Here is a 12,629-nt window from a genome sequence, read left to right as displayed (position 1 = left end):
GGGAGCGTCAGCTACGTCACCCGTTCTTGCGAAACCACGCCGAGAGATAATCCACGAAGCTGCGCACCTTGGCGGGCAGGTAGCGACGGTGCGGATAGACCGCGTAGATGCCCCGGTCCTTGGAAATATAATCGTCGAACAGCGTCACCAGCTCTCCGGACTGGATGTAGGGTCGCGCGATGAAATCCGGCACCATGGCGATGCCAAGCCCGGCGCGTGCGGCGCGCAGCGTTGCCTGCGGGCTGTTGACCTCGATGGGGCCGCTGATGGCCACCGAGTTCGAGCCGCCATCCGGTTCGAAATATCGAACGGAGTTGTGGAAGCGGGTGTTGGTGTCGATGATGAAGGGAACGCGGGCGAAATCCTGCGGGCCGTCGAGCGGCCCGTGCTGGGCCACGAAATCCGCCGTCGCCACGGCATAGACCCGGAAATCGGAAAGCTTGCGGGCAATCAGGCCCGAATCCTCCAGCCGCGTGATTCGAACCGCAAGGTCGAAGCCTTCCTCGATCAGATCGACGAACCGGTCATCGGCGACGATTTCCAGCGACAGTTCCGGATTTTCCTTGGCGAAGTCGATCAGGCTCTGGCCGACATCGGCGTCGATGAAGGTACGGGGAACCGAAATCCGGAGCTTGCCTTTAAGATCGGCATTCTTCTCCCTTACCAGATCGGCGAGATTGTCGATTTCCTTGAGGATATCGGAGGCGGTGCGGTAATAGGTGTGTCCCGCCTCCGTCAGCGAGAACTGCCGGGTGGTGCGATTGAGGAGCAGCGCGCCGAGATCGTCCTCCAGTTCCCGCACATATTTGGACAACAGCGCCTTGGAGCGTCCGGTCTTGCGTGCGGCGGCGGAAAAACCCTCCGCCTCGACGACATCGATAAAGGCGCGGATGCGGGTCAGCGTGTCCATGAAAATCCTCCAGTTCGTTCCATATAATTGAACGCTGGGAGGCGACTGTTCAACCCTAAATCCGCTGCTGAAAAAATCCGCGCTTTGATGAAAAAATCCTCTTGATTATGACGGCGAATATTCTTATCTCCCGTGCTGCCCAAAGTCGCACGTGCCCATGTGTGTCCGCCGAGTCCTCGATGTGGTGAGGATTTAGGTAAGGTACCTGGAACTAACCCCTCCAGTCGCTATTCCGGCCAACCGGGAAATGCGAGGACATATGAAGCAACGACGGTGCGGGCCTTTCTGGTTCTCTGCCGGCTTTCCATCAGCCGGGGTACTGAAGAGGCACACCATCATTGCCTGAAGTGCGGTCGGGTCAATCCCTCCAATCGATGGCAGACAAAGCCGAATGATGCTCTGGCAGGGCGTCGTTCACATTCGCGCCTTGAGCGTATGCTATCGAATCTGCGCCTCCACCGGCTGATTCGTATGCATATCTCGAGCGTCCTTTGTCCTCCGGATTTTCCGGAGCCGGTTTATAGGGAATATATCGATGACGACTGCACGCATTCTCGACTTCATCAAGACCCGACGTCCCGAAGGCCCTTGCCTTGTGGTCGATCTCGACGTCGTGCGCGACAATTTCAACGCGTTCCGGCACTCGTTGCCCAACAGCGCGATCTACTACGCCGTCAAGGCGAACCCGGCTCCTGAAATCCTGAAGCTGCTCGCTTCGCTCGGCTCCAACTTCGATTGCGCCTCCGTGGCTGAAATCCAGATGGCGCTCGATGCGGGTGCGACATCCGACCGGATTTCCTTCGGCAACACCATCAAGAAGGAACGCGATGTTGCCCGCGCTTATGCGCTCGGCATCGATCTCTTCGCCGTGGACAGCCACGAGGAAGTCGAGAAGGTTGCCCGTGCCGCTCCTGGCGCGCGCGTCTTCTGCCGCGTTCTGACGGATGGCGAAGGTGCCGAATGGCCGCTGTCGCGCAAGTTCGGTTGCGTGCCGCAGATGGCTGTCGATGTTCTCGTCTACGCACATCAGCTCGGTCTCGAATCCTACGGCGTTTCCTTCCATGTCGGCTCGCAGATGATGAATCTCGACGCATGGGATGCGGCGCTCGCCGATGCCAAGCGCGTCTTCGGATCGCTTTCCAAGCAGGGCATTCACCTGCAGATGGTCAATATGGGCGGCGGTTTCCCGACCAAGTACCTGCGCGACGTTCCTGCTGCCGAAGAATACGGCCAGGCGATCGACACGGCGCTGCGCAAGCACTTCGGCAACCAGATCCCGAAGACGATCATCGAGCCGGGCCGCGGCATGGTGGGCAATGCCGGCGTCATCAAGGCGGAAGTCGTCCTCGTGTCGAAGAAGTCCGACAACGACAACCACCGCTGGGTGTTCCTCGACATCGGCAAGTTCGGCGGTCTCGCCGAGACGATGGATGAGGCGATCCGTTACCCGATCCGCACCGAGCGCGATCAGGACGAGATGCAGCCCTGCGTTCTGGCCGGTCCGACCTGCGACAGCGCCGACGTGCTGTATGAAAAGAACATGTACCCGCTGCCGGTCTCTCTGACGATCGGCGACGAAGTTCTGATCGAAGGCACCGGTGCCTATACGACGACGTACTCCGCGGTTGCCTTCAACGGTTTCGAGCCGCTGAAAGCCTACGTCATCTGATCCGAGCGCCGCCCGCTGAAAAGGGCGGCGTCTCGACCAAGCTTCCGTTCCGGCCCTGCCGATTGTGCTGTTGCGCAAATCCCTGCTTGCTGCTCCTCTTCCAGCCGAGGAAAGCGTGTCGGCGGGCCGGAACGGCTCCACCATTTTTTCATCAAGGGCCGCGTGTGGGCGGTTGTGTGACGGGAGGCCAAGGATGGCCGCTCTTTTGAATTCGGTACGGGCATTTTTCACGCCGCAGACATTTCATGTCGATCAGGAAAATCCGGGCGATGTCGTTGCCCGTGAAAACCTGCTTGACCGCGCCATGGGCGCTGGCCGCCGCCGCAAATCGTCCGAAAAGCTGCGCGCCGGCCGGGTTCCGGCCGAAGGTCTGGCGCTCGTCGCTCGCGATGAGGATGGTCATGTCATCGGCACGGTACGCCTGTGGAATGTCGAAGCCGGCATTTCGCGCGAAGGACGCGCGGTTGAAGCGCTGCTGCTCGGCCCGCTGGCCGTCGATGCTGCTCATGAGGGCAAAGGCATCGGCTCGGCGCTGATGCGCGCTGCGATCTCCGAAGCCACCAAACGCGGTCACGGCGCCATCCTCCTCGTGGGTGACGCACCCTATTACGAGCGTTTCGGCTTTTTCGCCGACAAGGCGCAGCACCTGATCATGCCGGGCCCATTCGAGCGTAGCCGTTTCCTGGCGCTGGAATTGAGGGCCGGATGGCTGGAGGGTGCAGCCGGCATGCTGGTTGCGAGCGGCCGCCGGCTCTTTGCCTGAGACGATTTCCGTTGAAATATTGCCCCGGCTGAAAGGCCGGGGTTTTCATTTGGCGGGTCGGTGTTCACTACGTTCTTGCGCACTTCCGGGACGTGAGGTCATCTTTACGCGCCGGCAATATTCCAAACTCTCTTGCGTTCGGCAGTTTACGGGTATATACCCGAAACAAATGTCAAACGATAGCTGCCACTGCATTCTGTTGCGCAAAGCATCCCGCAAGGTCTCGTCCTATTATGACGAGGCGCTGGCGCCGCTTGGCGTCAATATCGGCCAGTTCAGCCTGTTGCGGAACATTAATCGCATGGCGCCGGTGTCGCTCACCGATCTCGCCGCGCGGGTGGAGCTGGATCGCTCCACCGTCGGCCGCAATGCCAAGGTGCTGGCGCGCATGGGGCTGGTGGCCATCGGCCATGGCGAGGACCAGCGGGAGGCGATGCTGAGCGTGACCGGGGAGGGGCAGGCGATCCTGAAGGCGGGTGCTCCGCTTTGGGACGGCGTGCAGGATAAGATCGAGGCCCGGCTTGGCCCGGAAAAGACCATGCAATTGCAGGAACTGCTCGCAGCACTGTAATTTTTTGATGATAAAACGGGTATCTGCACGCAATATAGGGTATATACCCGTAAAATTCGGCCCCGGCCGCTGGAAAGGGATTTTCAACATGCTCTCCACACGCCTTGCCAGCTGGATGGCCGGCAGAAACATACACTATGGCTGGCTCGTTGCCGCAACCACCTTTCTGACCATGCTGGCCACTGCCGGTGCGATGGGATCGGCCGGGGTGATGATCCAGCCGCTGCACCAGGAATTCGGCTGGGATATTGCCGATATCTCCTCCGCCATGGCGGTCAGGCTGGTGCTTTTCGGTCTGCTCGGGCCTTTTGCTGCCGCTTTCATGAACCATTTCGGCATTCGCCAGGTGGTGTCGACGGCGCTTGCCCTGATCATGGGCGGCATTGTCGCCTCGTTTTTCATGATTGAGGTGTGGCAGTTGCTGCTGCTCTGGGGCGTGGTGATCGGTGTCGGCACCGGCATGACGGCGCTGGTGCTGGGGGCGACCGTGGCGTCGCGCTGGTTTTCCAAACGCCGGGGACTGGTGATCGGTCTGATGACGGCCAGCAATGCCACCGGCCAGCTGGTTTTTCTGCCGCTGCTCGCGGCGTTGACGGAGGCTTACGGCTGGCGAACCGCGCTGACGCTGTCGGTTGCGGTGATTGCGGCCGCCATGATTCTCGTGCTGCTTTTGATGCGTGACCATCCCGCCGATGTCGGTCTTCCCGCCTATGGCGAGACGGTGGTGGCGAAACCGCCGAAGCAGGACCACAAGCTCCTTGCAACGCTGGTATCTCCGCTTGTGACGTTGAAGAGCGTGTCCGGGAACCCGGTGTTCTGGGTGTTGTTCGGTACCTTCTTCGTTTGCGGGCTTTCGACCAATGGTCTTATCCAGACGCACTGGATTTCCATCTGCGGTGATTTCGGCATGGCCGCGGTGACGGCTGCGGGCACACTGGCAGTCATCGGCATTTTCGATTTCTTCGGCACCATCTTCGCCGGCTGGCTTTCCGACCGTTTCGACAACCGCTTCCTGCTTTTCTGGTTTTATGGCCTGCGCGGACTGTCCCTGATTTATCTCTCCTTCTCGGGTTTCAGCTTCGTGGAGCTTTCAGTCTTCGCCGTGTTTTACGGGCTGGACTGGGTGGCGACCGTGCCACCGACGGTGAAACTTGCCGCTGAGAATTTCGGACGCGAAAAGGCGGGCCTCGTTTTCGGCTGGGTGTTTGCAGGGCATCAGCTGGGGGCTGCCACTGCTGCCTTTGGCGCCGGCTTCTTCAAGAGCGACTTCGACACTTACATGCCCGCACTCCAGATTGCCGGCCTGATGTGCATGATCGCCGCTGTCTCGGTGCTGCTGCTCAAAAAGCCGGGTTCCGCGACTTTGGCACCGCAGGCAGCGTAACAGCCAGTCGATGCAAACAGGGAGGCCTGTGGACGCGGGCCTCCTTCTTATTGTCCTGCCTCTCTTTGGTAATTGATCGTTGTCACGGCTGCTTGTTGCGCAATTGTCACAATATGCGCCGTGTAGACTTTCTGGCTCTGCATTGGCCTTTCGGTTTGATCCATCTCAATCCGCTTGCCTCTCCCTTGGCGATAGTGGCTGCAGCGGTTGCGGCAAGCGAGGATTCGCGAGGGCCCGCCGTCTTCAGCCGGTTTCCCGGGCTTGCCCGGCTGCGGCGCGCTATAGGAGAGATGGAATGACGAACAGGAACAAAAAAACCGCCTTGCTTGCCAGTGTCGGGGCAGGCATCGCAGCGATGCTGATGTCGGCCAACGCGATGGCCGCCGATCTTGCCCCGGCTGCACCGGCGCCCACCGCCGAAGAGGCGATCGCGGCGGCAAGCCCGTGGATGCTGCGCGTGCGTGGCCTGGGCGTCATCACCCATGACAGCGGCAGCGTGGACGGTGTGCCGGGTGCCGGCCTGTCCTATTCGGATACCGTGATCCCCGAACTCGACATCAGCTATTTCTTCACCCCGAATATCGCTGCCGAACTCATCCTTGGCACCACCTACGCCAAGATCAACGGCGAAGGCGTGCTTGCCGGCACGCCGGTGGGCAAGACATGGCTGCTGCCGCCGACACTGACCCTGCAATATCACTTTACCGATTTCGGCGCCTTCAAGCCTTATATCGGCGCGGGCGTGAACTATTCGATGTTCTACAACCAGTCCGAAAAACCCGGTTTCAGCAATCTCGACGTCAAGAACAAGTTCGGTGCGGCCGTGCAGGTTGGCTTCGACTATATGCTGGACGAGCATTGGGGTGTGAACTTCGACGTGAAGAAGATTTTCCTGAAAACCGACTGGACCGCGGAACTCGGCGGCACGCCGATCAGCGGCAAGGCAAAGCTTGATCCCTGGTTGATCGGCGCGGGTATCACCTATCGTTTCTGACGCCCTTGTCGCGCCTTTGACGGGCGGCGCGTTATCGGTTATACGGACGGCCACGGGCAAAGAGCCCCGGCCGTCCGCAGGCGTTTACGCCCCTGGTGAAGCTCTTTCCTGAATAACGGTCATCCCCATGTTTTGCATGTCGTCGATGGCAACGCGGACCCCATTCGGAAAATTCGGCATGCGCATGTTGGAGAACCGTTATGAACGCGCCCAAACCGCTTCCCGCGCTTGAGGGACTGAAAGAACAGGCAAAACGGCTGCGTGCCGCCCTTGAGTCAGAGGGACAGGCAATCACCCATTCAAAGGCGCTGGAACTCATCGCCGCGCAATATGGCTTCCGCGACTGGAACACGCTGCACGCCGCGGCTGGCAATCGCCCGGCTTTCAACCCCTATCTGTTGGGTTCAAGGGTGGAAGGTTTTTACCTTGGCCAACCCTTCGTGGCCTCGGTGCTGGGCGTGCAGGCGCTCGGCGGCGACCCGGAACGATATAGGCTGACCCTGCATCTTGACGATCCTGTGGACGTTGTGACTTTCGAGAGCTTCTCGGCTTTCCGGCAGCGCGTCCACTGCAATATCGACACGTCCGGGCGCACGGTGGAGAAAACCTCCAACGGCCGGCCGCAGGTGGAGCTGGTCTGGTAGGGTAACGAGGCAGCTTCTGACGGCTGCGAAGCCAGTAGCACCGCGTTCCGGCCAAGGGTCGGAATGCGGTTTGCCGCTATTGGTGTGCTGTTGTTCGGGTACACACGCTACTACTCGCTTTAATAGGCAGAAATCGCGTAAGCGGTTGCAATCTGGGTTTGGGCGGCAGTATAGTCTCCTCCAAATTACGATTTTTGTATTTTCATAAATAATTTTGGATGAGGTATTGATGAGCGCGGTCCGCAATCCCGGGCGTTGGATTTACGTCGATTCCATTCGAGGCATAGCGGCTCTGGCGGTGATATACATTCATATCGCTGAAGTGGCATATAAGAACAGATTTACGACAAATGCGCCTGAATATTATCTGTTCTATTTTTTCACGGAATACTTCGACCTCGGAAAAATCGCCGTTGTCATGTTCTTCGCCGTTTCCGGTTTTGTCATTCCATTCTCACTGCTGAAGGCAAACAGGGCGCCTCTGCGCAGCTTTGCGATTTCGCGATTTTTCAGGCTTTACCCCGCCTACTGGGTGTCGATCGTCCTTGCTCTGGCAATTATTCCGCTGGTTCGGGGAGACGCCTTCTCGCCTACCCAGATCATCGCCAATGTGACGATGCTGCAGCAGTTTCTGGGCCAGCAAAATATTCTCGGGGTCTATTGGACGCTGCAGATAGAAATCCTGTTTTACGTCGTCAGCGCCATGCTGTTTTATGTCAGGCTTCTTCACAAGCCGGAGGGGGCCGCCGGCGCCGTGGTGTTCTTCCTGTTCTGCGCGCTCGCCATGGGGGCTGCGCGTTATGGTACGGGCATCAAATTGCCGGTCGCCATTCCGCTTGGGCTGACCGTCATGTTCTGGGGATTGTTATGGCGTCACGGTGCCAGCGAAGAGGCCGGAGTGCCTATGCGGCGGCTCATCCATGCCACTTCCCTCCTCATCATCTTTGCCGTGCCCGTCGTCAGCCTTCTGAGCTATAATGTGGATATGGGTTTCGGCGAGACCTGGTATCGTTATACGATCGCCTATTATGCGGGGATGGCGCTATTTGCGCTCTTCACGACAAGGCTCCGCATCACGCATCCGGTTTTCGTCTGGCTTGGCGCGCTAAGCTATTCCGTCTATCTGCTCGGACCTGTCGCCCAGCCGATCGTGGAATATATGCTTCCCTATCGACAACTGGCGCCCTATCCGGTTCACGTCACGATCGTCTCGGCCTGGGCTCTGACGGTGGCCATGGCCTATGTGAGCTACAGATTGATTGAACTGCCGGCCCAGACATTGGGCAAGAAACTCGCCTCACGCCAGCCCGCTCAGGCGGCGGTATCATCGGCGTAAAATAGGCCCCGGCATTGCCGCGCTTGGCGGTAATGCCGGGTGCAATCAGTCTCAGATCCGCTTGCCCGATGCGTCGAACAGGTGGAAATCCTTTGCCTGAGCGGCGATCCGCAGTGTTTCGCCAATGCGCAGCTGCGAGCGGCCGTGGACGCGAAAGACGATGGTGGTGCCCTCGGCGAAGGAGCCGTGTACGTAGCTTTCCGCGCCCACCAGTTCCACGGCGTCCACCTGTACGTTGCCCGTAAAGGCGGCGTCCATCGGTTCCGCATCCGCCAGCGTGATGTCTTCCGGTCGGATGCCGAGCGTGGCGGCGTTTTGCGGCAGCGCGCCGGTTCCATTCACCGACCAGCCGGACGAAGCGTTGGCTGACGCCGCACCATAGGTCAGAAGGTTCATGGATGGCGAACCGATGAAGGTGGCAACGAAGGTGGTGGCCGGTTTTTCATAGAGCTCGATCGGCGTGCCCATCTGTTCGATGCGCCCGGCATTCAGCACCACGAGGCGATCGGCCAGCGTCATGGCCTCCATCTGGTCGTGGGTGACATAAACGCTTGTCGTGGCGAGCGAGCGCTGCAGGCGGCGGATTTCGACCCGCATCTGCACGCGCAGCTTGGCATCGAGGTTGGAGAGCGGCTCATCGAACAGGAAGGCTGCGGGTTTGCGCACGATGGCGCGGCCCATGGCCACACGCTGGCGCTGGCCGCCGGAAAGCTGGCGCGGCTTGCGCTCCAGGAACTGTTCGATTTCGAGCGCCTTCGCGGCCTCGGTGATGCGCCGCTCGATCTCGTCCTTGGGCGTGTTTCTGTTCTTCAGGCCGTAGGCAAGGTTCTGGCGCACCGTCATATGCGGATAAAGCGCATAGTTCTGGAACACCATGGCGATGTCACGATCGGATGGTTCCAGATCGTTGACGACCCGGTCGCCGATGATGATCTGACCGCCCGATATGCCTTCCAGCCCTGCGATCATGCGTAGCAGCGTGGATTTTCCGCAGCCGGAGGGGCCGACCAGCACGATCATCTCGCCATCGGCGATCTCCATCGATACGCCTTTTATGGCCTCGACATTGCCGCCGTAAACCTTGCGGACGTCTTTCAGCGCAATTTTTGCCATTACTTCTCGGTCTCCACCAAACCTTTGACGAACCAGCGCTGCATCAGCACCACAACGATAATCGGGGGGATGATGGCGAGGATCGCCGTCACCATCACATAATTCCAGGGCGTCGAAGCGTCGGTGAAATCCACCATGCGCTTGAGGCCGATGATGATCGTGTTCATCTTGGCGTCGTTGGTCACGAGCAGCGGCCAGAGATATTGGGTCCAGCCGTAGATGAACAGGATCACGAATAGGGCGGCGATATTGGTTTTCGATAGCGGCAGCAGAATATCGCGCATGAAGCGGAACGGGCCGGCATTGTCGATACGCGCCGCCTCGACCATTTCTCCCGGTATTGTCAGGAAGAATTGCCGGAACAGGAAGGTCGCCGTCGCGGACGCCATCAGCGGCAGTGTCAGCCCTGCATAGGTGTCGATCAGGCCCAGATCAACGATGACCTTGTAGGTGGGCAGGATGCGCACTTCCACCGGAAGCATGAGCGTGATGAAGATCATCCAGAAGAAGCCCATGCGGAATGGAAAGCGGAAAAACACGATGGCGAAGGCCGACAGGAACGAAATGACGATCTTGCCGATGGCGATGGCGAGTGCCACGACGAAGCTGTTGAACAGCAGCCGCTCAAGGCTGACACCGACAACCCTTTCCACGCCGCCGACCATGGCGTCCGTATAGTTTTCGCCAAGATGGTCGCCGGGAAGCAGCGACATTGGTGGGCGGATGATGTCATTCGACGTCATGGATGACGCGATGAAAGTGTAATAGATCGGGAAGGCCACGATGATGATGCCGAGAACCAGCATCAGATGGGCGATCACGCGGGCGACCGGGCGATTTTCAATCATCAGGAAATCCTCAGCCGTAATGCACGCGCTTCTCGACGAAGCGGAACTGGAAGGCGGTCAGCGCAATGACGATCACCATCAGGATGACGGATTGCGCGGCGGAAGAGCCGAGGTTGAGGTTCACGAAGCCATCATTATAGACTTTGTAGACCAGCGTTTCCGTCGCCTTGGCCGGTCCACCGCCGGTGACGGCATGGATGATGCCGAAGGTATCGAAGAAGGCATAGACGGTGTTGACGACCAGAAGGAAGAAGGTTGTCGGCGCAAGCAGCGGGAAAACGATGGTCCAGAAGCGTCGCGCACCGCGCGCACCGTCAATGGAGGCTGCCTCCAGCAATGATTTCGGAATTGCCTGCAAGCCTGCGACAAAGAACAGGAAATTGTAGCTGATCTGTTTCCAGGCAGCCGCCGCGACGACGAGCAGCATGGCCTGATTGCCGTTCAGCAAAGGGTCCCACATGATGCCGTTGCGGCGCAGGATATAGGAGAAGGTTCCCATGGCCGGATTGAACATGAAGAGCCACAGCATGCCCGCCACGGCGGGCGCCACCGCATAGGGCATGATCATCATGGTGCGGTAAAAACCCTTGCCGCGTACGACCCGGTCTGCCGCCGTCGCGAGAAGCAGGGCGAGGCCCATCGAGACGAGTGCTGTCAGAATGCTGAAGATGACCGTGACGTGCAGCGCGTTCAGATAGCTTTCGTCCGAAAGCACGGCGGAAAAATTGGCGAGCCCGACGAAATTGCTGTTCAGCCCGAAGGCGTCCTCGCGCATGGTCGACTGGTAGAGCGCCTGGCTTGCGGGCCAGAAGAAAAAGACCACCGTGAGGATGATCTGCGGTGCGACCAGCAGATAAGGCAGGATCTTGTTGGGGAATACGACGCTTTGCACGGCGATCTCCTGATGAGATGGAAACGCCGCCCGCACCCTTTTTTGAGAATGCGGGCGGTGGCAGGGATCGTTTAGTTGCCGGCGGCCTGCTTGATGGCGGCGTCACCACGCTCCACGATCTTGTCGAGGGCGGCTTTCGCATCCTGCTTGCCGGCCAGCATCGCCTCGAACTCTTCGTTCATGATGTCGCGCACCTGCGGCAGGTTTACGAGGCGCACGCCCTTGGAGTTTTCTGTCGGCGGCTTGCCCATCATCTGCAGCAGCGGCGTTTCGCGAGCAGGGTTCTTGTCGTAGAAGCCGGATTTCTTGGTTTCCTCATAGGCCGCGATCGTTACCGGCATGTAGCCGGAGACCTGATGCAGGCGAGACTGGATCTTGGTCTGCGAGAGGAAATGGAAGAATTCGGCAACACCCTTATATTCAGCATCGCTCTTGCCGCCGAATACCCAGAGGCTGGCACCGCCGGGAATGGTGTTCTGCGGGCCATGACCCTCATAATAGGGCAGCTGGCCGATGCCGTAATTCATGCCGGTCTTGACGATATCGCCAAGGCCGCCGGAGGATTCGGTCAGGATGCCGCATTCGCCGGACATGAACAGCTGCTTGGCTTCCGAAGTGCGTCCGCCATAACGGAAGGTGCCGTCTTTCGCGAGATCGGCAATGGCCTGGAAGTGTTCGACGAAGAGCGGTGCATTGACCGCAAGCTTCACATCGTTGCCGCCAAGGCCGTTTTCATTGCTGCCATAGGAGACGTTGTTCCAGGCGGCAAAGTTCTCGGTCTGGATCCAGGTGAGCCATGTGGAGGTGAAACCGCATTGGGCTGCACCGCTGGTCTTGATCTTCTTGGCAGCTTCGAACACCTCGGGCCAGGTCTTTGGCGGATTGGCCGGATCGAGACCCGCCTTCTGGAAGGTGTCCTTGTTGTAATAGAGGATCGGCGAAGACGAATTGTAAGGGAAGGACAGCATGGTGCCATCAGGCTTGGAATAATAGGCCACGATGCCGGCCAGATATTCTTCCTTGTTGAAGGTGTAGCCACCTTCCTTCAGCACCTCCGCCACCGGCTTGATGGCGCCGGCAGCGCCCATCATCACGCCGGAACCGGCATCGAAGACCTGAATGATCGCAGGCGGCTGCTTGGCGCGGAATGCGGCAATGCCGGCATTCAGCGTTTCCGGATAGGTGCCCTTGAACACGGGCGTGATCTTGTAGTCTTTCTGGCTTTCGTTGAACTCTTTCGCAAGCGCGTCCACGACTTCGTTATTGGCGCCGGTCATGGCGTGCCACCACTGGATCTCCGTCGCAGCGAAAGCATTCGATGTGACAAAAAACGAAAGCGCGGATGCCGCAGCGAGGCGGTAGCTGAGTTTTTTCAAGGTCATTCCTCCCGTTATGAAAACAGTAAAAGATACAGCCCCTTATTGCAGCCTATCCTCCACGATATGGCTACGGGCGACCCTTTCTGTATTAGCGATGTGATTTAAAGCGAACTCTAACGAAAATGC

General features: G+C 59.0%; 12 protein-coding genes. 7 read left to right on the top strand and 5 right to left on the bottom strand.

The window, feature by feature from the left end; all coding sequences use genetic code 11:
* Window positions 1-16: 16 nt before the first annotated feature.
* Window positions 17-910, bottom strand: a complete 894-nt coding sequence (locus tag OK142_RS06770; protein WP_498681786.1) for a LysR family transcriptional regulator — start codon at window positions 908-910, stop codon at window positions 17-19.
* A gap of 535 nt (window positions 911-1,445) precedes the next feature.
* Between OK142_RS06770 and odc2 the strand changes: the two genes are divergently transcribed.
* The 7 genes from odc2 to OK142_RS06735 all read left to right on the top strand — a co-directional run bounded on the left by odc2 (window position 1,446) and on the right by OK142_RS06735 (window position 8,271).
* The gene (gene odc2, locus OK142_RS06765) at window positions 1,446-2,579 is read left to right on the top strand and encodes an ornithine/lysine decarboxylase (RefSeq protein WP_003500043.1); all 1,134 of its coding nucleotides are present in this window, start codon (window positions 1,446-1,448) and stop codon (window positions 2,577-2,579) included.
* A 193-nt stretch (window positions 2,580-2,772) separates the two neighbouring features.
* A complete protein-coding gene (locus OK142_RS06760; RefSeq protein ID WP_082185835.1) occupies window positions 2,773-3,342 on the top strand; it encodes a GNAT family N-acetyltransferase in 570 nt (189 codons plus the stop codon).
* 169 nt (window positions 3,343-3,511) lie between these two features.
* Window positions 3,512-3,913 (top strand): MarR family winged helix-turn-helix transcriptional regulator, encoded by a 402-nt coding sequence (locus tag OK142_RS06755; protein ID WP_313609544.1) that lies wholly within the window; start codon window positions 3,512-3,514, stop codon window positions 3,911-3,913.
* Between the two features lie 88 nt (window positions 3,914-4,001).
* Window positions 4,002-5,297, top strand: coding sequence for an MFS transporter (locus OK142_RS06750; RefSeq protein WP_313609545.1), 1,296 nt, complete (start codon window positions 4,002-4,004; stop codon window positions 5,295-5,297).
* 295 nt (window positions 5,298-5,592) lie between these two features.
* Window positions 5,593-6,291, top strand: coding sequence for an OmpW/AlkL family protein (locus OK142_RS06745; protein WP_444759978.1), 699 nt, complete (start codon window positions 5,593-5,595; stop codon window positions 6,289-6,291).
* Window positions 6,292-6,491: 200 nt separating this feature from the next.
* On the top strand, window positions 6,492-6,935 hold the full coding sequence (locus tag OK142_RS06740; protein ID WP_003500030.1) for a glyoxalase superfamily protein: 444 nt from the start codon (window positions 6,492-6,494) through the stop codon (window positions 6,933-6,935).
* A gap of 229 nt (window positions 6,936-7,164) precedes the next feature.
* Entirely contained in the window at window positions 7,165-8,271 is a 1,107-nt protein-coding gene (locus tag OK142_RS06735; protein ID WP_498681783.1) for an acyltransferase family protein, read from the top strand.
* Window positions 8,272-8,322: 51 nt separating this feature from the next.
* Here the strand turns inward: OK142_RS06735 and OK142_RS06730 are convergent, their stop codons facing one another.
* From OK142_RS06730 to ugpB, 4 genes are all read right to left on the bottom strand, one after another.
* A complete protein-coding gene (locus OK142_RS06730; RefSeq protein ID WP_498681781.1) occupies window positions 8,323-9,384 on the bottom strand; it encodes a sn-glycerol-3-phosphate import ATP-binding protein UgpC in 1,062 nt (353 codons plus the stop codon).
* Window positions 9,384-10,232, bottom strand: a complete 849-nt coding sequence (gene ugpE, locus OK142_RS06725) for a sn-glycerol-3-phosphate ABC transporter permease UgpE (protein WP_003510648.1) — start codon at window positions 10,230-10,232, stop codon at window positions 9,384-9,386. The genes OK142_RS06730 and ugpE overlap by 1 nt, the downstream gene beginning before the upstream one ends.
* A 10-nt stretch (window positions 10,233-10,242) precedes the next feature.
* Window positions 10,243-11,124: a sn-glycerol-3-phosphate ABC transporter permease UgpA gene (gene ugpA, locus OK142_RS06720; RefSeq protein WP_498681780.1), complete on the bottom strand. Its 882-nt coding sequence runs from the start codon at window positions 11,122-11,124 to the stop codon at window positions 10,243-10,245.
* 71 nt (window positions 11,125-11,195) lie between these two features.
* Window positions 11,196-12,506 carry a sn-glycerol-3-phosphate ABC transporter substrate-binding protein UgpB gene (ugpB, locus tag OK142_RS06715; protein ID WP_498681778.1) on the bottom strand — a complete coding sequence of 437 codons (1,311 nt, stop codon included), beginning with the start codon at window positions 12,504-12,506 and terminating at the stop codon, window positions 11,196-11,198.
* Window positions 12,507-12,629 lie beyond the last annotated feature (123 nt).

Source organism: Agrobacterium sp. BT-220-3 (genome assembly GCF_025910175.1).
Taxonomy (GTDB): Bacteria; Pseudomonadota; Alphaproteobacteria; order Rhizobiales; family Rhizobiaceae; genus Agrobacterium; species Agrobacterium oryzihabitans.
The sequence above is the reverse complement of the archived record's forward strand: the minus strand, read 5'-3'. Positions and strand labels throughout refer to the sequence as shown.

Coding starts and splice junctions, on each gene's coding strand:
- OK142_RS06755 (WP_313609544.1), top strand. CDS start 3,512: ATGTCAAACGATAGCTGCCACTGCATTCTGTTGCGCAAAGCATCCCGC.
- OK142_RS06735 (WP_498681783.1), top strand. CDS start 7,165: ATGAGCGCGGTCCGCAATCCCGGGCGTTGGATTTACGTCGATTCCATT.
- OK142_RS06730 (WP_498681781.1), bottom strand. CDS start 9,384: ATGGCAAAAATTGCGCTGAAAGACGTCCGCAAGGTTTACGGCGGCAAT.
- OK142_RS06740 (WP_003500030.1), top strand. CDS start 6,492: ATGAACGCGCCCAAACCGCTTCCCGCGCTTGAGGGACTGAAAGAACAG.
- OK142_RS06770 (WP_498681786.1), bottom strand. CDS start 910: ATGGACACGCTGACCCGCATCCGCGCCTTTATCGATGTCGTCGAGGCG.
- OK142_RS06760 (WP_082185835.1), top strand. CDS start 2,773: ATGGCCGCTCTTTTGAATTCGGTACGGGCATTTTTCACGCCGCAGACA.
- OK142_RS06745 (WP_444759978.1), top strand. CDS start 5,593: ATGACGAACAGGAACAAAAAAACCGCCTTGCTTGCCAGTGTCGGGGCA.
- ugpE (WP_003510648.1), bottom strand. CDS start 10,232: ATGATTGAAAATCGCCCGGTCGCCCGCGTGATCGCCCATCTGATGCTG.
- ugpB (WP_498681778.1), bottom strand. CDS start 12,506: ATGACCTTGAAAAAACTCAGCTACCGCCTCGCTGCGGCATCCGCGCTT.
- OK142_RS06750 (WP_313609545.1), top strand. CDS start 4,002: ATGCTCTCCACACGCCTTGCCAGCTGGATGGCCGGCAGAAACATACAC.
- odc2 (WP_003500043.1), top strand. CDS start 1,446: ATGACGACTGCACGCATTCTCGACTTCATCAAGACCCGACGTCCCGAA.